Annotated in this window: 20 protein-coding genes; 14 read left to right on the forward strand and 6 right to left on the reverse strand. The window is 67.4% G+C overall.

The window, feature by feature from the left end; genetic code table 11:
* Window positions 1-25 precede the first annotated feature (25 nt).
* From tcuA to VHP37_14780, 12 genes are all read left to right on the forward strand, one after another.
* Entirely contained in the window at window positions 26-1,528 is a 1,503-nt protein-coding gene (gene tcuA / locus VHP37_14725; protein HEX2827603.1) for an FAD-dependent tricarballylate dehydrogenase TcuA, read from the forward strand.
* A 79-nt stretch (window positions 1,529-1,607) separates the two neighbouring features.
* Entirely contained in the window at window positions 1,608-2,699 is a 1,092-nt protein-coding gene (locus tag VHP37_14730; protein ID HEX2827604.1) for a CapA family protein, read from the forward strand.
* A complete protein-coding gene (locus VHP37_14735; GenBank protein ID HEX2827605.1) occupies window positions 2,659-3,360 on the forward strand; it encodes a GntR family transcriptional regulator in 702 nt (233 codons plus the stop codon). Before VHP37_14730 ends, VHP37_14735 begins: the two co-directional genes overlap by 41 nt.
* 9 nt (window positions 3,361-3,369) lie before the next feature.
* Complete coding sequence (locus VHP37_14740) at window positions 3,370-4,650, forward strand: aconitase/3-isopropylmalate dehydratase large subunit family protein (protein ID HEX2827606.1); 1,281 nt, start codon at window positions 3,370-3,372, stop codon at window positions 4,648-4,650.
* Complete coding sequence (locus VHP37_14745) at window positions 4,640-5,164, forward strand: 3-isopropylmalate dehydratase (protein HEX2827607.1); 525 nt, start codon at window positions 4,640-4,642, stop codon at window positions 5,162-5,164. The genes VHP37_14740 and VHP37_14745 overlap by 11 nt, the downstream gene beginning before the upstream one ends.
* On the forward strand, window positions 5,161-6,177 hold the full coding sequence (locus VHP37_14750) for a tripartite tricarboxylate transporter substrate binding protein (GenBank protein ID HEX2827608.1): 1,017 nt from the start codon (window positions 5,161-5,163) through the stop codon (window positions 6,175-6,177). Before VHP37_14745 ends, VHP37_14750 begins: the two co-directional genes overlap by 4 nt.
* Complete coding sequence (locus tag VHP37_14755) at window positions 6,174-7,583, forward strand: MmgE/PrpD family protein (GenBank protein ID HEX2827609.1); 1,410 nt, start codon at window positions 6,174-6,176, stop codon at window positions 7,581-7,583. Before VHP37_14750 ends, VHP37_14755 begins: the two co-directional genes overlap by 4 nt.
* Window positions 7,584-7,642: 59 nt before the next feature.
* The gene (locus VHP37_14760) at window positions 7,643-8,353 is read left to right on the forward strand and encodes a methyltransferase domain-containing protein (GenBank protein ID HEX2827610.1); all 711 of its coding nucleotides are present in this window, start codon (window positions 7,643-7,645) and stop codon (window positions 8,351-8,353) included.
* Window positions 8,353-9,114, forward strand: a complete 762-nt coding sequence (locus VHP37_14765) for a glycosyltransferase (protein ID HEX2827611.1) — start codon at window positions 8,353-8,355, stop codon at window positions 9,112-9,114. Before VHP37_14760 ends, VHP37_14765 begins: the two co-directional genes overlap by 1 nt.
* Before the next feature lie 30 nt (window positions 9,115-9,144).
* On the forward strand, window positions 9,145-10,104 hold the full coding sequence (locus VHP37_14770) for a tripartite tricarboxylate transporter substrate binding protein (protein ID HEX2827612.1): 960 nt from the start codon (window positions 9,145-9,147) through the stop codon (window positions 10,102-10,104).
* A gap of 2 nt (window positions 10,105-10,106) precedes the next feature.
* Window positions 10,107-11,603, forward strand: coding sequence for a M81 family metallopeptidase (locus VHP37_14775; GenBank protein HEX2827613.1), 1,497 nt, complete (start codon window positions 10,107-10,109; stop codon window positions 11,601-11,603).
* Between the two features lie 12 nt (window positions 11,604-11,615).
* Window positions 11,616-11,750, forward strand: a complete 135-nt coding sequence (locus VHP37_14780; GenBank protein HEX2827614.1) for a hypothetical protein — start codon at window positions 11,616-11,618, stop codon at window positions 11,748-11,750.
* 57 nt (window positions 11,751-11,807) lie between these two features.
* Here the strand turns inward: VHP37_14780 and VHP37_14785 are convergent, their stop codons facing one another.
* Entirely contained in the window at window positions 11,808-12,299 is a 492-nt protein-coding gene (locus VHP37_14785; GenBank protein HEX2827615.1) for an MgtC/SapB family protein, read from the reverse strand.
* 65 nt (window positions 12,300-12,364) lie between these two features.
* On the opposite strand from VHP37_14785, the gene VHP37_14790 reads away from it, so the two are divergent.
* Together VHP37_14790 and VHP37_14795 are read left to right on the forward strand one after the other, a co-directional pair.
* Window positions 12,365-13,084, forward strand: a complete 720-nt coding sequence (locus VHP37_14790; GenBank protein HEX2827616.1) for a dienelactone hydrolase family protein — start codon at window positions 12,365-12,367, stop codon at window positions 13,082-13,084.
* The gene (locus VHP37_14795) at window positions 13,081-13,488 is read left to right on the forward strand and encodes a hypothetical protein (protein HEX2827617.1); all 408 of its coding nucleotides are present in this window, start codon (window positions 13,081-13,083) and stop codon (window positions 13,486-13,488) included. The genes VHP37_14790 and VHP37_14795 overlap by 4 nt, the downstream gene beginning before the upstream one ends.
* Here the strand turns inward: VHP37_14795 and VHP37_14800 are convergent.
* The 5 genes from VHP37_14800 to VHP37_14820 form a co-directional block, all read right to left on the reverse strand.
* Window positions 13,485-14,999 (reverse strand): DUF3592 domain-containing protein, encoded by a 1,515-nt coding sequence (locus tag VHP37_14800; GenBank protein HEX2827618.1) that lies wholly within the window; start codon window positions 14,997-14,999, stop codon window positions 13,485-13,487. The genes VHP37_14795 and VHP37_14800 overlap by 4 nt on opposite strands.
* A gap of 16 nt (window positions 15,000-15,015) precedes the next feature.
* Complete coding sequence (locus VHP37_14805; GenBank protein HEX2827619.1) at window positions 15,016-15,600, reverse strand: hypothetical protein; 585 nt, start codon at window positions 15,598-15,600, stop codon at window positions 15,016-15,018.
* A gap of 76 nt (window positions 15,601-15,676) precedes the next feature.
* Window positions 15,677-17,134 (reverse strand): efflux transporter outer membrane subunit, encoded by a 1,458-nt coding sequence (locus tag VHP37_14810; GenBank protein HEX2827620.1) that lies wholly within the window; start codon window positions 17,132-17,134, stop codon window positions 15,677-15,679.
* Window positions 17,127-20,291, reverse strand: coding sequence for a multidrug efflux RND transporter permease subunit (locus VHP37_14815; GenBank protein ID HEX2827621.1), 3,165 nt, complete (start codon window positions 20,289-20,291; stop codon window positions 17,127-17,129). Before VHP37_14815 ends, VHP37_14810 begins: the two co-directional genes overlap by 8 nt.
* Window positions 20,292-20,373: 82 nt before the next feature.
* Window positions 20,374-21,531 carry an efflux RND transporter periplasmic adaptor subunit gene (locus VHP37_14820; GenBank protein ID HEX2827622.1) on the reverse strand — a complete coding sequence of 386 codons (1,158 nt, stop codon included), beginning with the start codon at window positions 21,529-21,531 and terminating at the stop codon, window positions 20,374-20,376.
* Window positions 21,532-21,553 lie beyond the last annotated feature (22 nt).

Raw genomic sequence — 21,553 nt, forward strand, 5'->3', positions numbered from 1 at the left:
TGCTCATGTATACACGGGAATGCGCATGAGCGGACAGTCCGGGGATGTGATCGTGGTGGGCGGCGGCAACGCCGCGTTGTGCGCGGCCCTGTCGGCGCGCGAGCAGGGCGCGAGCGTGCTGGTGCTCGAGCGCGCGCCGGAAGAGCGGCGCGGCGGCAACAGCGCCTATACCGGCGGCGGTTTCCGCATGGTGCACGCCGGGGTGGAGACCGTGCGCTCGGTGGTGCCCGACCTGTCGCAGGGGGAGATCGAGAACACCGATTTCGGCGAATACACCGCGGAGCAGTACCTCGACGACCTCGGCCGCGTGACGCAATGGTACTGCGACCCCGATCTGACCGAGACCCTCGTCCGGCAGAGCACCGAGACCGTCCAGTGGCTGCACGGCCGCGGCGTGCGCTTCGTGCCGCGCTTCGGGCGCTACGCTTTCAAGCACGAAGGCAAATTCAAGTTCTTCGGCGGCACGGTGGTCGAAGCGGCGGGCGGCGGTCGCGGGCTGGTCGCCGCCGAGTTCAAGGCCGCCGAGAAGCACGGCATCGAGGTGCGCTACGGCACGCAGGCGATCGGGCTCGTGCGCGGCCGCGCCGGCGTCGAAGGCGTGCGCGTGCGCTGCGAAGGCGTCGAAGAAGATCTGCGCGCGAAAGCGGTGGTGCTCGCCGCGGGCGGTTTCGAAGCCAACCGCGAATGGCGCACGCGCTACCTCGGTCCGGGCTGGGACATGGCCAAGGTGCGCGGCACGCGCTACAACACCGGCGACGGCATCCGCATGGCGCTCGATATCGGCGCGCAGGCGTACGGCCAGTGGTCGGGCTGCCACTCGGTATCGTGGGAGCGTTACGCGCCCGATTTCGGCGAGCTCGACCGTCCGATCACCGCGAGCCGCAACGGCTATCCGTTCAGCATCATGGTGAACGCCGAAGGCAAGCGCTTCGTCGACGAAGGCGCCGACTTCCGCAACTACACCTACGCCAAGTACGGCCGCATCGTGCTGGAGCAGCCGGGCAGCTACGCGTGGCACGTCTTCGATTCGCAGGTCGAGCACCTGCTGCACGAGGAATACCGCTCCAAGGGCACGACCAAGGTGCAGGCGAACACGCTCGAAGAGCTCGTCGGTCGCATGGAAGACGTGCATCCCGGCAACTTCCTGGACACCGTGCGCGAATTCAACGCGTCGATCACGCGCGACGTGCCGTTCAATCCGAACGTGAAGGACGGGCGCCGCGCCGAAGGGCTCGCGATCCCCAAGTCCAACTGGGCGAACGCGATCGAGAAGCCGCCGTTCACCGCCTATGCGGTCACCTGCGGCATCACGTTCACCTTCGGCGGTTTGAAGATCGACACCGACGCCCACGTGCTCGACATCGAGGACAAGCCGATCCCCGGCCTCTACGCCGCGGGCGAGCTCGTCGGCGGGCTGTTCTACTTCAACTATCCGGGGAGCTCGGGGCTCATGGCGGGCTCGGTGTTCGGGCGCATCGCGGGAAGAGAAGCCGCTACTCATTCGACGTCATTGCGAGGAACGAAGTGACGAAGCAATCTCGTTGCGGACGAAACAAAGCGCGCACGTTGCGGGATCGCCACGGCGTTCCTTTCGGAGTCGCCTCGCGATGACGATTACCCTCTACGGTGTCGGCGACGTCGGCCCGATCCACGAGCCGGTCGCCGATTTCTGCGCACTGGTCAAACCCGTGCTCGCGCAGGCCGATCTGCGCTTCGGCCAGTGCGAGCGCGTGTACTCGGAGCGCGGCGCGATGCAGGTGCATTCGGGCGACGCCCACAGCCGCGTGGCGCCGCACATGGCGTCGATCTTCAGCGACTGCGGCTTCGACGTCGTCTCGGTCGCGAGCAACCACTCGATGGACTGGGGGCCCGACGCGATGCTCGACACGATCGAGACGCTGCAGAAGCGAGGGCTAGCCACCGTCGGCGCGGGCCGCAACCTCGCCGAAGCGCGCAAACCCGCCGTCCTCGAGAAAAACGGGGTCAGAGTCGCATTTCTGGCGTACTGCTCGGTCCTGCGCGAAGGCTATGCGGCGAAGAAGGACAAGGCAGGCGTCGCGCCCTTGCGCGCGCACACCTATTACGAGCCCGCTGAATACCAGGCCGGCATGCCGCCGCGCGTGGTGACGGTGCCTTACGAGGAAGACCTCGCGGGCCTCGTCGAAGACGTGAAAGCCGCGCGCGAGCTCGCCGACGTGGTCGTCGTCTCGCTGCACTGGGGGCTGCACTTCATCCCGCGTGCGATCGCGGATTACCAGCCGGTCGCCGCGCGCGCCGCGTTCGAGGCCGGCGCCGATCTCATCCTCGGCCATCACGCGCACGTGCCGAAAGCGATCGGCGTGCACGGCGGCAAGGTGTGCTTCTACAGCCTGTCGAACTTCATCATGTCGGCGCCGCCGGCGAAGCCGGAGCGCTTCGAGACGTTCGCAAAACGCTACGGCGTCGCGCTCGATCCGGCGTATCCGAACCTGCCGTACGGCGTCGACGCGAAGCGCAGCCTGATCGCGAAAGCGGTGCTTTCGAAGAAAGGCGTCGAGCGCGCGTCGTTCCTGCCGGTGCTGATCGATACCAGGCTGCGGCCCGAAGCGCTGAAGCACGGCGACCCGCGCTTCGACGACGCGGTGAAATACATGCAGTGGGTCTCCGAGGGATACAGCGATGGCTTCCGCATCGAAGGCGACGAAGTCGCGGTCGCTTAAGACCGCCCCGGAGCCCGAGTACGCCTCGCGCAGCGAGCTCGCGTACCGCAAGCTGCGGCAGGCGATGGAGGCGGGCGAGCTCAAGCCCGGCCAGCGCGTGATGGAAGTCGAGATCGCGGAGTGGCTCGAGGTGAGCCGCACGCCGGTGCGCGAAGCGCTGCGGCGGCTCGAGAGCGAAGGCATGCTCGAGATGGAGCCTCGCAACGGCCTGGTCGTCGCATCGATCAGCCGCCAGGCGATGCTCGAGCTCTACGTCATGCGCGAGGTGCTCGAAGGCACCGCTGCGCGGCTGTGCGCGCGCAACGCTTCGGACATCGAGCTCCTCGAGCTCTCGGAGCTCGTCAAGCGCGAAGCGAAGCTGGTCGACGATCTCGACGCGCTGGTCCGTCACAATCGACAGTTCCACGAGGCGGTGCACCGCGGCGCGCACAACCGCTATCTCGAGAAAAGCCTCTCGGCGGTGAACGACTCGATGTGGTTGCTCGGCAGGAGCCAGATGCTCATCCCCGAGCGCGCGCAGGAATCGATCGACGAGCACGCCGAGCTTTTCAGGGCGATCGAGCGCCGCGACGCCGACGCGGCGGAAGACCTCGCGCGGCGCCACGTGCAGTCCGCGCGCCGCGAGCGTCTCAAGCAGCTTTTCCCCGAATCGGCGCAATAGGAACCCCGTATGCCGCAGACCATCGCCGAGAAGCTCTTCTCGCGCCACAACCTCGCCGGCACGCAGGTCGAAGCCGGCGACATCCTCGAAGCGCGCATCGACGGCGCGATGGTGCATTACCACGCGAACGAGCCGATGCACGATCTCGCGGTGCAGGCCGGATTCAAAGGCGGCATCCCGCGCGTGTGGGACCGCGACCGCGTGTTCGTGCTGCTCGACCATCACCAGCCGACGCTCTCGCAGAAGCAGGCCGACGAGAACGCGCTGATCCGCCGCGACGTGGAGCGCCTCGGCATCCGCTGCTTCCACGATTCCGAGCCGGGCATCGCGCACCAGATGATGGCCGACTACGGGCTCATGCGCCCGGGCGAGCTCGTCGTCGGCAACGATTCGCACACGATCAGCTACGGCGCGCTCAACTGCGGCGGTATCGGCATCACGCGCGCCGACATGCTGTACGCGCTCATCTTCGGCGAGCTGTGGTTCCAGGTGCCGCAGTCGATCCGGCTCGTGCTCAACGGCACGCAGCCGAACTATCCGATCGCCAAAGACATCGTGCTGTATCTCGCCGGACAGTACGGCGACGATTTCGCCGGCAACATGTCGATCGAGTACGCCGGCTCGCTCGTGCCGCAGCTGTCGATCGACAGCCGCATGTGCCTGTCGGCGCACGGCGTGGAGATCGGCGCGAAGCTCGCGGTATTCCCGTTCGACGACAGGACGCTCGAGTTCCTCGCGCCGCGCACGAACAAGGAGTACGAGAAGCTCGCCGCCGACGAAGGCGCGCGCTACGAGCGCGAGATCGTGCTCGACGTCGACTCGATGCCGTTCGTCGTCGCCAAGCCGCACCAGTTCGGCAACGTCGGCCTCGTCGACGAAGTCGCGGGCAGGCCGATCCAGCAGGCGATGATCGGAAGCTGCGCCAACGGGCGCTTCGAGGACATCGAGATCGCCGCGCGCGTGCTCAAAGGCCGCAAGGTGGCGAAGGGCATGCGCTTCATCATCTCGCCGGCGTCGCAGCAGGTGTATCTGAAGTGCCTGAAAGAAGGGCTGGTCGAGACTCTGGTCGAAGCCGGCGCCCAGGTCGTCACGCCGGGCTGCGGCGTGTGCCAGCCGAAAGTCGGCTTTCTCTCCGACGGCGAGGCATGCATCACCTCGACCACGCGCAACTTCAAGGGCCGCAAAGGCAGCCTGAACGCCGACATCTATCTCGCCGGTCCGCTCACGGTCGCCGCCGCGGCGCTCGCGGGCGAGATCGTGAACCCCAAAGAGGTCATCGATGGCATTTGATCTGTCGCGTCCCATCCGCGGGCGCGTCTGGAAGTTCGGCGACTCGATCGAGACCGACGCGATCAATCCGTACTACCGCTATCCGACGATGGACGAGCTCAAGCTCCACACCATGGAAGCGTACCGGCCGGAATTCCCGAAGGAAGTGAAGGCGGGCGACCTCCTCGTCGCCGGCCGCAACTTCGGCTGCGGCTCCAGCCGCCCCGGGCTCGTGCTGCGCGAAGTGGGCATCGCGGCGATCCTCGCCGAATCGGTCGCGCGGCTGTTCCTGCGCAACAGCATCGACCGCGCGATCCCGATCTTCATGGCGCCGGGCATCACGAGCATCGTCGAGGACGGCGAGACGCTCGAGATCGATTATCCGAACGGCGCGGTGCGTAATCCCGCCAACGGCAAGAGTGTGGAGCTGCGCAAGTTTCCGCCGCTGATCGAGGAGATCTTCTCGGCCGGCGGATTGCCGGAGCTTGCGTACGAACGATACATCCGGGAACAAGCAGTGAGGACAGTGAAATGAACAGAGTGTCATCGCGAGCGGGCAACGCCCGCCCGGCGATCTCGCGGCGCGCCATCGAACGCTTTGCGGTTGCGTCGTCGCTGTCGCTCCTCGCAATGACGTGCGGAGCGCAAGACACCTATCCGAGCAAACCCATCCGCTTCCTCGTCGGGCAATCCCCCGGCGGCGCGACCGACATCGTGGCGCGCATGGTCGCGGTGAAGATGACCGATCCGCTCGGCCAGAACATCGTCGTCGAGAACCGCACCGGCGCGGCGGGATCGATCGCCGCCACGACGGTCGCCAAGAGCCCGCCCGACGGCTACACGCTGCTCGTGGTGTCGAGCAGCTATTCGATCAATCCGAGCCTGTATTCGAACCTGCCGTTCGATCCGCAGAAGGACCTCGCGCCGATCTCGCTGTTCGCCGAAGCGCCTTTCCTGCTCGTCGTGCATCCGTCGGTGCCGGCTAGAAACGTGAAGGACCTGGTCGCCCTCGCCAAAGCATCGCCCGGAACGCTCAGCTTCGGTTCGGGCGGCAACGGCAGCTCGGGGCATCTCGCGGGCGCGCTGTTCGAGAGCCTCACCAGGACCCAGCTCCTGCACGTGCCGTACAAAGGCGCGGGCCTCGCGCTCGTCGACGTCGTCTCGGGCCAGGTCAGCTTCATGTTCGCCAGTGTCCTGTCGTCGACGCCGCACGTGAAGCAGCAGCGGCTGCGCGTGCTCGCCGTGACCGGCACCAAGCGCTCGCCCGCGCTGCCCAACGTGCCGACGGTCGCGGAAGCGGGCGTGCCCGGCTATTCGACGAGCACGTGGTACGGGTTGCTCGCCCCCGCCGGCACGCGGCCGCAGGTCGTCGAGCGTCTCGCCGCCGCGTCGAGCAGGGCGCTGCACGCGCCGGATCTGCGCGAGCGTCTGCTCGCCGACGGCGCCGAGCCGAACGGCAGCACGCCTGCGGTGTTCCAGAAGCACATCGCGCACGAGATGGCGAAGTGGCGGGAGGTCGTGAAGCGGGCGGGAGTGACGCTCCAATGAACGGGGCGACGCGCACCTTCGCCGAATACGCCGCGGGCCTGCGCTACGAGGATCTGCCGCAGCCGCTCGTGCGCCTGGTCAAGCAGTGCGTGCTCGACACGCTCGGCGTGTCGATCGCGGCAAGCACGCTCGCGACCGAAGCGCGCACGCTGCGCGACTACGTCGCCGGCAGCGGCGGCAAAGGCGTGGCGACGATCTGGGGTTTCGGCGGCAAGGCGCCCGCTGCTTCGGCGGCGTTCGTCAACGGCAGCCTCGGTCACATGGTCGATTACGACGACGTCGGCGCGGGCGGCCACGTGAGCATCGTCACCATACCGGTCGCTTTCGCGGTCGCCGAAGCGCTCGGCAAGGTCAGCGGCCGCGACTTCATCGCCGCGATCGCCGCGGGCACCGACATCCACACGCGCATCAACGCGGGCATCCGCATCCCAGACTGGACGATCGCCGAAGGCTGGTTCCCGACGCAGCTCTTCGGTTATCTCTCCGGCGCGGCGACCGCTGCGCGGCTGAGGCACGCCGATGCCGCGACCATCGAAAACGCTTTCGGCATCGCGTTCACCCAGATGGGCGGCAGCCGGCAGATGGCGGTCGGCGAAGCGACGCACCTGCGGTCGATGCAGGCGGGTTTCTCGGGGCAGGGCGCGGTGCTGGCGGCGGATCTCGCCGGGCTCGGCATCGTCGGCTCGCGCGAAGTGCTCGAAGGCCGCTACGGCCTCTTCAAGACCTACGTGCGCTGCGAGCCCGACTGGGATGCGATCCTCGGCGGGCTCGGCCGGCGATTCCCGCTGCTCGAGCTGCACGGCTTCAAGGTGTGGCCGGCGTGCGGTTACACGCGTGCGACCAACACCGCGATCCGCTACCTGCGCGAGAAACATGCGCTGCGCGCCGAAGACGTCGAGTCGATCACGGTCGTCGGCGGCTCCGGCGGCACACGGCTGCTCTCCGAGCCGCTGGACAAGAAGCGCCGCCCCAAGCTCGCGATCGACGGCAAGTACAGCATCCCGTTCACGAGCGCGGTGATGATGGTCAAAGGCAACGTGACGCTGCGCGATTACACTGACGAGGGGTTGCGCGACCCCGCGGTGCTCGCGATGGCCGACCGCGTGAGCTATCGCATCGATGCGAATGCGAAGCTTCCGGTCGGCGGCTATTCGTCGTTGTCGCGGCCCACGGTCGAGATCGTCACGCGCGGCGGCAAGGCGTACTCGCATTGTCCGGACGGTGTGCCGGGCGACCCGGATCATCCGGTCGATGATGCGCTCCTCGAAGCCAAGTTCCGCGATTGCGTGTCGTTTTCCGCCGCGCCGGTCCCGGGCGAGAACGTCGAGCGGGCGATTCAGATGGTCGCGAAGCTTGACGAGCTCGAGGATGTGACCGAGATCCTGCGCGTGCTCGCGCCCGCGTAAGGCGGCGGCGCGCGTCGAGTTCGACTAAGCTTGAGGCTCTTCAAGACGAGAGCTTCTCGATGCTGGCCAAGCTGCTGACCTCGTTGTTCGCCAAACAGGGCGGTGCGAGCCCGGCCGCCCTGCAACGGATGGCGGGCGGACGCGCGATCGACGCGTACGTCGCCTCGCACCCGGTGCGCAAGCTGCATCTGGGCGCAGGCGCCGGCAGCCTCGACGGCTGGTTGAGCACCGACATCTCGCCGCTCTCCGAGCGCATCGTCTACCTCGACGCGTGCGAGCCTTTCCCGATTGACGACGCGGCCTTCGACTACGTCTTCAGCGAGCACATGATCGAGCACATCTCGTGGCAGGCGGGGGCGCGCATGCTCGACGAGTGCTTCAGGATCATGAAACCGGGCGCGACCATACGCGTGGCGACGCCCGACCTCGCGGTGCTGCTTGCGCTGTACACCGCGCCCCGCGACGCGACCGCCGAGCGCTACGTGCGCTGGATCACCGACCGCGCGCTGCCCGAGATCGGCAGCTACAAGCCGGCGTTCGTCATCAACAACGCGTTCCGCGCGTGGGGCCACCAGTTCCTGTACGACGCCGAGCTCCTCGAGACCGCGCTCGTGCGCGCGGGCTTCGTCTCGGTGCGGCGCTGCGCGTACGGCGAATCGTCCGATCCGCATCTGCGCGGCATCGAATCGCACGGCCACAACGTCGGCGACGTGGCGATGGTGGCGTTCGAGACGATGATCTTCGAGGCGGACAAACCGCGGCGCGCGTGATGCGGCGCGAGAAGGTCAGCATCGTCACGCCGACGTTCGAGCGCGAGCCGTTCCTGCGCCTGGCGCATCGCACGATACGGGCGCAGACCTATCAAGACTGGGAGTGGCTGATCCTCGACGACAGCCCGAAACCCTCGGAGTATCTGCGCTCGGTGACCGACCCGCGCGTGCGCTATCTGCACACCGCCGGACGCATGGAGATCGGCCGCAAGCGCAACGAGCTCGCCGCGGCCGCTGCCGGCAGCGTCATCGCGCACTTCGACGACGACGACTATTACGCCCCGTCGTACGTCGAGCGCATGCTGCGGCGGCTCGATGCCGGCTGCGACTTCGTCAAGCTTTCGGGGTGGTACCTGTACGCGGTGGCGTATCGCGCGCTCGGCTACTGGGATCTGAACCGCAAGACCGGCCGCGTGCACGTGTGGCAGCCGCCGCAGCCGCGCACGGCGCGGCGCCTCACGAACGAGAACAACCGGGGACTGGAGAACGTGCACCTCGGTTACGGCTTCTCCTATGTCTATCGCACCGAGGTCTGGCGCCGCCAGCCGTTCTCCGGGCACGCGTTCCGCGGCGAGGACGAGCCGTTCGCGTCGGCGGCGCGGGCGGCGTTCCGGGTCGAGCACTTCCGCGACCTGCGCGGCATCTGTCTTCACGTGCTCCACGCGAGCAACACGTCGCGCTGCTTTCCGCAATACGAGCTGCCGCGCTTCATGCTGCGCGCGCTGTTTCCGCGCGCGGTCGAGGATTACCTCACTCTGTAGAATAGGACCAAACAAACCGAGGAGATCGTCATGCGCGTCATGCTTGCGCTGCTGTTATGCCTGCTTCCGCCCGCCGTCATCGCGCAGGGGTTCCCGTCGAAACCGCTGCGCCTCGTGCTGCGCTCGCCGCCCGGCGGCACCGACGATCTCCTCGGCAGGCTGATCGCCCAGAAGATGCCCGACTTCCTCGGGCAGCAGGTCGTCGTCGACTATCGCACCGGCGCGGGCGGCCTGGTCGCGTGGCAGTACGTGACGCAAGCGCCGCCCGACGGCTACACGATGCTGCTCGCCGCGTCGGGCCTCGGGGCGATCAGGACGCTGCGTCCGGACGCGACCATCGATCCGTGGCGCGACTTCGCGTGGCTCTCGCAGGTCGTGAACTACCAGCTCATCGTGCTCGTGCACCCGTCGCTGCCGGCGCAGAACCTGAAGCAGCTCATCGCGATGGCCAAAGCCAAGCCGGGGCAGCTCAGCTACGGCTCGTCGGGCATCGGCGCCACGCCGCACCTCGCGGGCGAGTATCTCAAGGCCATGGCGAAGATCGACATCACCCACGTGCCGTACAAGGGCGCGGGACCGATGTATATCGATCTGCTCGGCGGACGGCTCGAGATGGGCATGGCGGTGGTGGGGAGCGCGGTGCCTCACATCAAGGCGAAAAGGCTGCGCGCGCTCGGCGTGTCCGGCTCGAAGCGCGTCGCGCAGATCCCCGACGTGCCGACGATCGCGGAAGCGGGCGTGTCGGGCTACGAGCTCGATGCGTATTACGCGCTGCTCGCTCCGGGCAAGACCCCGCGGGACATCGTCAACCGGCTCGCGGATGCGACGGCCAAGGTCGTCGCATCGCCGGAGTATCGGACGCGCGTGATCGAGTCGGGCATGGAGCCGGTCGCCAACACGCCGGAGCAGATGCTGCAGGTCGCGCGGAAGGACGGGGAGAAGATCGAGAAGATCGTGCGCACCGCGAACATCCACGTAGGAGCCCAATAATCATGGCGCGCATCGCCGTCGGCGGTTTCCATCACGAGACCAACTGCTTCGTCCCCACGCGGACCGATTTCGAGTATTTCGCCGCGCACCGCGACCGCCCGCCGCTGGTGCGCGGGCCCGAGGTGCTGGAGTGGCTCGGCAACACGAGCTTCGCGCTGTCCGGCTTCCTGCAGTCGATGGGGCCGTCGCACGATTACGTTCCGCTCATCTGGACGAGCGGCGGCGCGGGCGGCTACGTCACGCGCGACGCGTTCGAGCGCATCGCCGGCGAGATGGTCGGCATGCTGTCGCGGCAGATGCCGGTGGACGCGATCTATCTCGACCTGCACGGCGCGGGCGTCAGCGAGGATTTCGAGGACGCCGAAGGCGAGCTCCTGCGCCGCATTCGCGCGTGTGTCGGCGACAAGGTGCCCATCGTGATCAGCCTCGACTATCACTCCAACGTCACGAAGCAGATGGTGGAGATGACCGACGGGCTCATCGGCTACCAGACCTATCCGCACGTCGATCGCATCGAGACCGGGCAGCGCTCGGCGAACGTGATGCGCACGGTCCTGCAACGCGGCCGGCCTTCGGCGCGCGTGCTGCGGCGCATTCCGTTCCTCATCCCGCTCAACTCGCAGTGCACGATGATCGATCCGTCGAAGCTCATCATCGAGCGCGCGGAGTCGCTCGAAGGTGGCGACATCCTGAACGTGTCCTATCTTGCGGGCTTTCCGCCGGCGGACCTCGCCGAATGCGGGCCGTCGGTGAGCGTGCATGCGTACTCGCAGGAGAAGGCCGATGCGGCGGCCGACGCGCTCGCGCGAGAGATCGAAGCGCGCGAAGCCGAGTTCGCGCAGCCGCTGCTCGATCCGGACGAAGCGGTGCGGCAGGCGATGCGCATCGCGTCGGAAGCGAAGAAGCCGGTGGTGATCGCCGATACGCAGGACAATCCCGGCGCCGGCGGCACCGGCGACACGACGGGGCTGCTCGCCGCGCTCGTGCGCAACAAGGCGAACGCGACGCTGGGCTACTTCTTCGATGCCGATGCCGCCGCGGCCGCGCATCGCGCGGGGGAAGGCGCGGAGATCGAGATCGCGCTCGGCGGCAAGTTCGGGATCGAAGGCGATGCGCCGTACAAGGCGAAGTTCCGCGTGCTCAAGCTCGGCGACGGCAAGATGCGCACGACCGGGCCGTCGGTCGGCGGCCGCAACATCGACCTCGGTCCGATGGCGCTGCTGGGCATCGGCGACGTGAAGATCGCCGTCACCACCAAGCGCATGCAGGCGCACGACCAGGCGCCGTTCAGGCATCTGGGCATCGAGCCTGTCACCGAGAAGATCCTCGCGTTGAAGAGCACCGTGCACTTCCGTGCCGACTTCCAGCCGATCGCGCAGGAAGTGCTCGTCGCGGTCGCGCCGGGCGGGCACATCGTCGATCCGACGAAGTACGCCTATCGCAAGCTGCGGAAAGGGGTCAGGCTGTATCCGCTGGGTCCGGTTTACGGCGAGAAGTGACGGATAAAAGCGGTGACGGATAAAGCGGTGACGGATAAAGCGGTGACGGATAAAGCGGTGACGGATAAAGCGGTGACGGATAAAGCGGTGACGGATGAAGCAGTGACGGGCGAGACGCTGACGAAAACCGGTGACATGAACCGGTGACGAGAAGCGGTGACGCAGGGTTTACCAATGAAAATTCCCTCCCCCTCAGGGGGAGGGTTAGGGTGGGGGCGGGTTTCGCTTTATCGTCCGCCGCTCGATCCGCAGCAACACCGAGAGGATCAACAGCGCGATCAGCGTCGCGGTGATCGCGGTCAGCTCGCTGCCCAGCCCGCATGCCGTCGCCACTGCCGCGGTCGTCCACAGGCTCGCGGCCGTGGTCAGGCCGCGCACTTCCTCGCTCCGACTTTGCTTGATGATCGCCCCCGCGCCGAGGAAGCCGATCCCGGCGAATACGCCCTGGATGACCCGGCTCACGTCCTCGGAGTCCATGCCCGATTGCTGCGCCGCTACCACGATGAGCGCCACCCCGAGCGCGATGATCATGTGGGTGCGCAGGCCCGCGGTGCTGCCGCGCACCTCGCGCTCGTAACCGATCAGGGCGGCGAGACCGACCGCGAGCAGCACGCGCAGCAGCAGGCGCGTGACGTCCGAAGCGTCGGCGAGGTCCGAGAACTCTTCGCGCAGCGTCTCGACAACTTTTTCCAGCATCCTTAATCTCCGACAGAGACCGCGCGTCAGGCAAGCGCCGGACCCAACCACCCGAGGGAGGACTCATGAATCGTAATGACATCAGGATCCGTTCGAGCGACGGCGGCGAGTTCGATTGCTACGTCGTGCAACCCGACGGTCAGGGACAAGTCCCGGCGGTGGTCATCGCCGCGGCGGTCCACGGCGTCGACGAGGACGTCCGTCAGATCGCCGACGAGCTCGCCTCGCACGGCTATATCGTCGCCGCACCGGATCTCTTCTGGCGCACCATCCCCGGTCCGCTCGGACGCGACGACAACCGCACCAAGGAGCGCTCGCAGCCGCGGCTGCCCAGGATCAAGGCCGGCGAGACCGACATGCGCGACGCGCTCGGCGAAGTGAAGAAGATCGCGCGCTTCAACGGCAATGCGATCGCGATGGGTTTCTGCTACGGCGGGCCGTACGCCATCCTCGGGCCGAAGCGCCTCGGCTACGCGGGCGGCGTCTCGTGCCACGGCACGAGCATGCTCGATTTCATCGGGGAGCTCGAAGGCGTGACGCAGCCGGTGCTCATCGTCTGGGGCGACCAGGACCACGCCGCGCCGCCGCCGGTGCAGGAAGCGTATCGCGAGATCGACAAGAAGATGCCTAACGTCGACGTGCACATCTTCCCCGGCGTGCTGCACGGTTACATGATGCCCGGCAGCGTGAAAGCCTACGACCAGAAGACCCGCGACTTCACGATGCAGAAGACGCTGGCGATGCTGGAATCGCTGAAGGCGAAGGAGGCGGTGACCGCTCAGTGAGCCGTCCTCGGCGACGACGCGAGGATTCGTTCAAAGGCGCAGGGACGTCGCTGACGCTCGGAGACCGGCTGAAGTACGGCGCCATCGGCGCCGGCTTCGGCGCCGTGTCGGGTGTCGGGCTGTTGCTCGTCGCGCTCTTCGCTTTGGCGCTGCCCGTCCGGCCGCCGGACATCCTGGGGTTCTCCACGGTGTACTTCGGAGTCCTCGGTTTCCTGGTCGGTGAATTCATCGGCGATCTGTTCGCAGCCTCGATCGGAGGGCTGCTCGACATACTCGCGTTCGACTACTACGCGCCGACGCAACGCCCTGCGGTGTTCACCGACGGGCGTACTTTTCGACCGGTGTGGATCCTGATCGCGTTCGTCGGGTGGCTCGTCGCGTCGTGGCTGATCTACCTGCGCTAAATGTGACTCTGACCCGGATTTTCGGGTTTCCACCAACCGAGGTAGGCGATCGCAGCCCCGACGAGCGCGAACAAGACACCCATCGCCATCACCAGCACGCTGCCGGTGATGGCCCCTTCCGTTGCAGCGCGGTTCGTCTGCGGTTCGCCGGCGAGATAGCGCACGTCGATCGTGTTTCCGCGTTTCGCGCCTTCCCACGCTTCCATGCCCACAGCCGCTTCGCCGTCGACCGATCGCCCATCCGGCGTGGTGAAGCGGTACAGCACGAGGTACCGGGTGCGCGTGTTCCCGCTGCGCTGCGCTTCCTGCACGCGCTTGTCGACGATGCGCGCCTGCGCCTCGCGCCCTTCGGCGGCATAGCGGCGCTCGTGCAACACGTCGAGCGTGCCGTCGATCAGAGCGGCGCCGCCGGCCACGAAGAACACCCCGCCGAAGAAGAGCGCCCAGCGCGACGGTTCGGGCGTGCGCGCCGCGGCGGGTTGCACCATCGGGGGGTTCGCCGTTCGCGCAGCCGACGCACGAGTGCGTCGCGTCGCGTTGCGTCGCCATCTCGGCCAACCCCGGATACCTGCGAACGCGCTCGCGAGCATCCCGATGCCTCCGAGCGCGAGCAGTGCGATCGGTCCGGTCCATTCGCCGCCTTCGCTGCCGAGCCGATGCAGCCACGGCCGATCCGGGACGTAGCGCACGCCGATCGGGCCGCGCTCTTTCAGCCGGTCCCACGCATCGCCGGCGACGTTGCTGGTTCCCACGATCTCCCGACCGTCGCCGGAGATGTATCGATAGGTGACGCGGTAATAGGTGTACGTCCCGCTCGGCCGATTCCCGACGCTCGTCTGCTTGCGAACGACCGCTTTGTCGAGGAGGGTGGCTTCGACAGGAAGCGCTTGCGCGGAGAAGACACGATCTTCGGCGCGTTGCGCCCATGACCACGCGATGCCTGCAACCAGGAACGGCAGGAAGAACAGCACGCCCGCCACTCCGAACGTGAATGCGGCCGAGCGCGCGAATGCGGCGCTCAAGCGGTCGGCAATGGCTGAGCGTCTCGGCTTATCCGGCGTGCGTCGCCCTCCGGCGAACGCCTGACGGGAAAGCCAGCCGCCGAGCAGCACGAACGCCGCACCGACGACAGTCAGCACGATCGCGGCCGCGCGGTTGTTCGGCTCGGTCTCGATGCGATGCACCGAGGGTTCGGACGGGAGATACGTGACTTCGACACGATCGCCCCGGCCTGCGCGCATCCACAGCGCGGCGTCGATCTCGCGCGTGCCGCTGACGGCTTCGGTGCGCGAAGGAACGAAGCGATAGTCGACGCGGTAAGCGGGCCGCAGCGACCCGCCGGTGGTGCGGTCGGCGCGTATCGATTTGTGCACCACCTCCGCGTGCGCGCCTCGGCCTTCGCGCAGCAGGCGCGCCGCTTCACCCGCGTTGAGGAGATACGCGCCCGCCACGCCGCCACCCGCGCCGATCGCAAGGAACGCCGCGCCGACGATCAGGGTAGGCGCGTGCATACGCGCAACCGCCGCGTCAGCCTTTGGGCTTCACCCAGGTCTCCGACCACGCGAGGCACGCGCTCGACGACTGGCGGTTTCCGCGCGTCTCGGGCCACGGCAGGTCGCGCGCGAAGTGTCCGTTCATCTCGATCTGCGCCGACTTCGCCGGAAAGAACGTGCTGAACACGCCGATGGGTCGATCGCCCATGCCCGGCGCCATCGTCAGCACGAACGGGTCCATGCAGTCGTACCACGTCAGCACGATGTGCTCGGTGGTGGAGATCACGGTCTCGGTGACGGTCGAGCGCGGATCGCCGGCGCGATCGAACTGTGCATCGTGGACTGGGAGGTTGACGTCCGAGAACGCGGGATAGAGCAGCGTCTCGATCGTGCGCTGGAGCCAGCGTGCGACCGCGACGTTGTCGCTGTAGATCTGCACGTGATCGTCGACCAGCGGCGATTTCATGAAGAGCGCGTGGCCGGAACCGGCGGGGCACCACAGCACGCGCCAGTGCGACACGCGCGAAGAGTGCGTCTTTCCGCCGTCGGCGGAGAGCCGGATGAACGAGTTCTCTCCGGTCATGAGGACGTCGTTGGGATCTACGGGCGCCTGGGCCATGGCTTTCCTCCTCCAGAAAAATCCGGGTCAGAGTCACATTTTGAACTGGAAATCTGACTCTGACCCGGATTTAGCGCTAGGGGCCGCTCAGCTTATCCGATCGTCGCAGCGCGACCTGCGGATCCAGCCCCTGCCAGCCGCCGCCCAGGGCCCGCACCACGTCGGCCACGGCCGCGCGCTGCGCGCGCAGCGCGTCGACGCGGTTGAGCTCGGCCTGTAGCAGGTTGCGCTCGGCGTCGATCGTCTCGAGCTGGCTCGACAGGCCGTTGTCGAAGCGGATGCGCGACAGGCGCAGCGTCTCGCGCAGCGCCGCGACCCGTTCGGTCTCGGCGGCGTAGACCTCGCGCGTGCGCGCCTGGGCTTGAAGCGCGTCGCGCACTTCGCCGAACGCGGTCTGCACCGTCTTCTGGTATTGCGCCAGCGCCTGGCGTTCGCGCGCGTTCGCCGCTTCGACTTCGGCGCGCAGGCGTCCGCCCTGGAAGATCGGTTGGGCGAGTCCGAAAGCGAGCGACCAGATGCGCGCAGGACCGCTGAAGAGATCGCCGAGCGTGGCGCTGTCGGAGCCGAAAGCGCCGGTGAGCGCGATGCGCGGGAACAGCGCGGCACGCGCGACGCCGATCTGCGCGTTCGCCGCGATCAGCGTCTGCTCCGCCTGCACCACATCGGGACGGCGCAGCAGCAGATCGGACGGCAGGCCTTCCGGGATCACCACGATCGGCTGTTCGCCCGCATCGCGCGTCACCAGAACCGCATCGTTGGCGATCGCACGCGGGCTGCGCCCGAGCAGGATAGCCAGCGCGGTCTGCGCCGACGCGCGGCGCTGCTGGAGCGCCGGCAGCTGCGCGCGCGCCGCCGCGATCTCGGCTTCGAGCTGGCGCAGGTGGAAGTCGGTGATGAGCCCCGACTTGTAGCGATACTGCTCGAGCGCGTAGTTCTGGGCGCGCAGGTCCAGCGTGCGCTGCGTCACCTCGACCTGGTCGTCGAGCGAGAGCAGGGTGTAGTAGGTCTGCACGACCTGGCTCGACAGCGCGATGCGCACCGTGTCGCGTGCGGCGGCGCTCGCGAGGAGCTGCGCGCGAGCCGCGTCGGTCTGTCCGCGCAGCCGCCCCCACAGGTCGAGCTCGTACGCGACGTTGACCTGCGCGGTATAGGTGCTGCGCTCGAGCGGAACCGACGGCGGCAGCGGGATCGACGAGCGCGCGGACGAGCGCGCGCGGTTGGCGTCGATCGTCGCGTCGACGCTCGGCAGGCGCTGCGAGTCGGTCACGACGAGCAGGGCGCGCGCTTCGTCGACCCGCGCCGCGGCGGCTGCGAGATCGAGGTTGTTCTTCAGCGCTTCGTCGACCAGCGCATCGAGCGTCGGATCGCCGTAGAGCGTCCACCAGCGCTCGCCGACGATCGGCTGGCCCTGCGCCGGCGCGTCGCTCCATTGCTGCGGCAGCTCCATCGCCGGTTTCTTGTAGCCGGGCCACACCGAGCAGCCGGCAAGCACGCCCGCGATGAGGGCGAGCGCTAGGGTCTTACGTTCAAGCATCTCTGACTCCCGATTGCTCGATCTCGCGGTGCTCGGCGGCTTCGGCTTCGATCTCGTGCGTCGAGCGCGAATCCGACAGGCGCTTGTCCACGATCGCCTTGTAGAAGAGCGGGATGAAGAAGATCGCAAGGAAGGTCGCCGCGAGCATGCCGCCCATGACCCCCGTGCCCACCGACAGCCGCGCGCCGGCGCCCGCGCCGTGCGAGAACGCCAGCGGTGCGACGCCGAGGATGAACGCGAGCGAGGTCATCAGGATCGGCCTGAACCGCAGCCGCGCCGCTTCGAGCGCCGCGGCTGCGGTGGACAATCCTTCGGACTTCTTCAGCACCGCGTACTCGACGATCAGGATCGCGTTCTTGGCCGCGAGGCCGAGCAGCGTCACCAGACCGATCTGGAAATACACGTCATTGGTGTAGCCGCGCAGCCACACCGCGGCGAGCGCGCCGAAGGTGCCGAACGGCAGGGCGAGCATCACCGACAGCGGCAACGACCACTTCTCGTACTGCGCGGCGAGGATCAGGAACACCATGAGCGCCGCCAGCCCGAGTGCGAGCGTGGACGTGCCGCCCGAGCGCTTCTCCTGGAACGACGCGCCGCTCCAGTCGTAGCTGAAGTCCGACGGCAGCACTTCTTTCGCGATCTGCTCCATGCGCTCGATCGCCTGACCCGAGCTGACGCCGGGCGCGCCCGAGCCGAAGAGCTTCACCGCGGGCAGGTTGTTGAAGCGGTCCAGCGTGTCGGGGCCCGAGGAGTGACGCACCCGCACGAGCGAGGAGAGCGGCACCATCGCCCCGGTCTGCGAGCGCACCCAGACCGCGCCGATGTCGTCCGGCCGATTGCGATAGCGCGACTCCGCCGACAGCAGCACCTGCCAGGTGCGGCCGTACTTGTTGAAGTCGTTCACGTAATACGAGCCCAGCGTCGCGGCGAGCGTGCCGTACAGCTCTTCGAGCGGCACCCCCAGCGTCTTGGCTTTCTCGCGGTCGGTCTCGAGATAGATCTGCGGCACGTTGGCGCGCCACAGCGTGTTCACCATGCCGAACATCGGGTCCTTGCTCACCGCGCCGACGAACTGCTGCGAGACTTCGGCCAGACGCTTCGAGCCGCCTTCACCCCGGTTCTGGATGTAGAACTCGAAGCCGCCGGCGTTGCCCAGGCCGAAGATCGGCGGCGGGTTGAACGCCAGCACCAGCGCTTCCTTGATGTGTCCCGTCTTCATGAAGAGCTCGCCGACGAGCTGCTTGGTGTCGACCTTGCGCTCGTCCCAGTGCTTCTGCGTCACGAAGATCGTCGCCGCGCTGTTGCGGAAGGCGCCGCCGAGGAAGTCGAAGCCGGTGAACGCCACCGCGTACTCGTTCGCGGGGTTCGACTGGATCGCTTTCACGACCTCGTTGACCACGCGGTCGGTACGCTCGAGCGTCGCGCCGTCCGGCAGGAACACCGCGGCGATGTAATAGCCCTGGTCCTCGTCCGGGACGAGCGAGCCGGGCGTGGTGCGCCACAGTCCGACGGTGATCGCCACCATGCCGAGGAACAGCACAGCGGCGAGCGCGCCACGCCGAAGCATCCACGCGACACCATCGGTGTAGCGCAGCGTCACGCGCTCGAACCAGCGGTTGAACCACTGGAAGAAGCGGCCCGGCTGGTGGTGCTCGCGCTTGAGGATCAGCACGCACAACGAAGGCGTGAGCGTCAGCGCGATGATTCCCGAGATCACCACCGCGATCGCGATCGTCACCGCGAACTGGCGATAGAGCTCACCCGTCAGGCCGCCGAGGAAGGCGATGGGCACGAACACCGCGCACAGCGTGAGCACGATGGCGATGACCGGTCCGGTGACCTCGTGCATCGCTTTCATCGCCGCGTCGCGCGCGTCCCGATGCTCTTCGCGCATGATGCGCTCGACGTTTTCCAGCACGACGATCGCGTCGTCGACCACGATGCCGATCGCCAGCACCATGCCGAAGAGGGTGAGCGTGTTGATCGAATAGCCCAGCGCAAGCAGTCCCGCGAACGTGCCGATCAGCGACACCGGCACCGCGGTGAACGGGATCAGCGTCGCGCGCCAGTTCTGGAGGAAGAGGAACACGACCAGGAACACCAGCACCATCGCCTCGAGCAGCGTGTACACCACCTCGCGGATCGACACGCGCACGAAGCGCGTCGTGTCGTACGGCGTGGAGTAGGTGAGGCCCTGGGGAAAGCGCTGGGCGAGGCGCGCGACTTCGCCGGACACCCGCTTGCCGGTCTCCAGGGCGTTGGCGCCGGGCTGGAGGAACACGCCGACGAGCGTCGCGGGCTTGCCGTTCACGCGGCCGATGAACTCGTAGTCTTTCGAGCCGAGCTCGACGCGCGCGACGTCCTTCAGCCGCAGGATCGAGCCGTCGGGGTTGGCGCGGATCACGATGTTCTCGAACTGTCCGGGCTCCGTCAGACGGCCGAGGGTCGTCAGGGTGTACACCATCTCCTGGTTATCGGAGACCGGCGACTGCCCGATCTTGCCCGCCGCGAACTGTGCGTTCTGCTCGTTGAGCACGCGGATCAGATCGGTGCTGGTCACCTTGAGCTGCGCGAGGCGGTCGGGCCGCACCCAGATACGCATCGCGTAGTCCTTGGCGCCGAAGATCTGCACGTTCGTGGTGCCGGGTATGCGCTTCAGCTGGTCGAGCACGTTGAGCGTCACGTAGTTCGACGTGTAGAGGTCGTCGAAGCGTCCGTCGGGCGAATAGAACGCCAGCACCTGGAGGAAGGACGAGGAGCCTTTCTCGACGGTGACGCCCTGGCGCCGCACTTCCAGCGGCAGCCGCGGCTCGGCCTGCTTGACGCGGTTGTTCACGTTGAGCGCGGCCTTGTCGACGTCGGAGCCGATCTCGAACGTGATCTGCATCTCGACCATGCCGCTCGCGGACGAGGTCGAGCTCATGTACATCATGTTCTCGACGCCGTTGATCTGGTTCTCCAGAGGCGCGGCGACGGTCTGCTCGATCACCTCGGCGGATGCGCCGGGATACCACGCTCGCACCGTCACCACCGGCGGGGCGATCTCGGGATACTGCGCGATCGGCAGCACGCGTATCGCCGCGAGACCGGCGATCACGATGAACAGCGACAGCACCGCCGCGAAGATGGGGCGGTCGATGAAAAAGCGGGAAATCATTTGAGTTTCCTATAGGTCATCGCGAGCCCGGCAGGGCGTGGCGATCTTGTGGCGCACGAGCGGCCGTGCCGGGATCGCTTCGTCACTTCGTTCCTCGCGATGACGGCTGCGCCGTCGCACCCGCGGCGCGCGCGTCCGTCACTTGCACCGGCGCCCCGGGGCCGATCTTCATCACGCCGTCGACCACCACGCAGTCGCCGGCATTGAGGCCGGACTCGATGATCCAGCCGTCGCCGGCCCATTCCCCGACGTGCACCGGGCGCTGCTCGACCTTGCTCTCGGCGTTGACGACGTAGACGAACTTCTCTTTCGGCCCTTCGAGCACCGCGCGCTGCGGCACGACGATCGCGGACGGACGCGTGGCGCCTGCGAGCACGATGCGCACGAACTCGCCCGCGCGAAGCTGCTGCTGCGAATTGCCGAACTCCGCGCGCGCCTCCGACGTGCCGGTCTGCGTATTGACGCGCACGTCGGTGAAGTTCAGATCACCCGTCTTCGTATATGTGGTGCCGTCGGCGAGCTTCACCGTCGTCTTGAAGCGATTGCCCGGCGGCAGCTTGAGCTTGCCGGCCTCGACGTCGCGCCGGATCGCGAGGAACTCGCGGTCCGGGATGCCGAAGATCACGTACATCGGATCGACCTGCGTCACCGTCGTGAGCAGCACGTTGGGCCCCGACACCAGGGTGCCTTCGGAGACCGCCGAGCGGCTCGAGACACCGGCGATCGGCGATTCGACGCGCGTGTATTCGAGGTTGAGCTTGGCTTCGTTCAAGCGCGCCTGCACGCTCTTCGCTTCGGCTTCGGCGATGCGCTGCGCCGAGGTCGCGTCGTCGAGCTCTTTCTGGCTGACCGCTTTCGCTTCGACCGCCGGTTTCAGGCGCGCGACGTCGCGCCGCGCCTGCTCGAGGCGCGCCTGGGCGACACCGAGGTCGGCCTCGGCGCGCGCCACCGCGACGCGGAAAGGCTCGGGATCGATGGTGAACAGCGATTCACCGCGCTTGACCGGTGCGCCTTCCTTGTAATTGCGGCGCTGGAGAATGCCCGTCACGCGCGCGCGCACCTCGACTTCGCGATAGCCCGCGGTCTGGCCGACGTACTCGTAGCTCACCGCGACCTGGCGCGGCTCGGCGGTCACGACGGTGACGGCGGGAGGCGGCGGCCCGGCAGGCTGCGCCCGGGGCTCGCAGCCGGAAAGAAACGCGACGAGAAGCAGAAGAGCGTATGCGCGCGATGAGCACATGGTGAATCCGATAAAAGTAGTC

It is taken from the genome of Burkholderiales bacterium, assembly GCA_036262035.1.
GTDB lineage: Bacteria > Pseudomonadota > Gammaproteobacteria > Burkholderiales > SG8-41 > JAQGMV01.

Excerpts from the sequence above, each read along its gene's own strand:
- tcuA (HEX2827603.1), top strand. The coding sequence starts at position 26 with ATGAGCGGACAGTCCGGGGATGTGATCGTGGTGGGCGGCGGCAACGCC.
- VHP37_14785 (HEX2827615.1), bottom strand. The coding sequence starts at position 12,299 with ATGCTGGAAAAAGTTGTCGAGACGCTGCGCGAAGAGTTCTCGGACCTC.
- VHP37_14730 (HEX2827604.1), top strand. The coding sequence starts at position 1,608 with ATGACGATTACCCTCTACGGTGTCGGCGACGTCGGCCCGATCCACGAG.
- VHP37_14805 (HEX2827619.1), bottom strand. The coding sequence starts at position 15,600 with ATGGCCCAGGCGCCCGTAGATCCCAACGACGTCCTCATGACCGGAGAG.
- VHP37_14740 (HEX2827606.1), top strand. The coding sequence starts at position 3,370 with ATGCCGCAGACCATCGCCGAGAAGCTCTTCTCGCGCCACAACCTCGCC.
- VHP37_14790 (HEX2827616.1), top strand. The coding sequence starts at position 12,365 with ATGAATCGTAATGACATCAGGATCCGTTCGAGCGACGGCGGCGAGTTC.
- VHP37_14750 (HEX2827608.1), top strand. The coding sequence starts at position 5,161 with ATGAACAGAGTGTCATCGCGAGCGGGCAACGCCCGCCCGGCGATCTCG.
- VHP37_14765 (HEX2827611.1), top strand. The coding sequence starts at position 8,353 with ATGCGGCGCGAGAAGGTCAGCATCGTCACGCCGACGTTCGAGCGCGAG.
- VHP37_14760 (HEX2827610.1), top strand. The coding sequence starts at position 7,643 with ATGCTGGCCAAGCTGCTGACCTCGTTGTTCGCCAAACAGGGCGGTGCG.
- VHP37_14820 (HEX2827622.1), bottom strand. The coding sequence starts at position 21,531 with ATGTGCTCATCGCGCGCATACGCTCTTCTGCTTCTCGTCGCGTTTCTT.
- VHP37_14775 (HEX2827613.1), top strand. The coding sequence starts at position 10,107 with ATGGCGCGCATCGCCGTCGGCGGTTTCCATCACGAGACCAACTGCTTC.
- VHP37_14815 (HEX2827621.1), bottom strand. The coding sequence starts at position 20,291 with ATGATTTCCCGCTTTTTCATCGACCGCCCCATCTTCGCGGCGGTGCTG.
- VHP37_14770 (HEX2827612.1), top strand. The coding sequence starts at position 9,145 with ATGCGCGTCATGCTTGCGCTGCTGTTATGCCTGCTTCCGCCCGCCGTC.
- VHP37_14735 (HEX2827605.1), top strand. The coding sequence starts at position 2,659 with ATGGCTTCCGCATCGAAGGCGACGAAGTCGCGGTCGCTTAAGACCGCC.
- VHP37_14755 (HEX2827609.1), top strand. The coding sequence starts at position 6,174 with ATGAACGGGGCGACGCGCACCTTCGCCGAATACGCCGCGGGCCTGCGC.
- VHP37_14810 (HEX2827620.1), bottom strand. The coding sequence starts at position 17,134 with ATGCTTGAACGTAAGACCCTAGCGCTCGCCCTCATCGCGGGCGTGCTT.
- VHP37_14800 (HEX2827618.1), bottom strand. The coding sequence starts at position 14,999 with ATGCACGCGCCTACCCTGATCGTCGGCGCGGCGTTCCTTGCGATCGGC.
- VHP37_14745 (HEX2827607.1), top strand. The coding sequence starts at position 4,640 with ATGGCATTTGATCTGTCGCGTCCCATCCGCGGGCGCGTCTGGAAGTTC.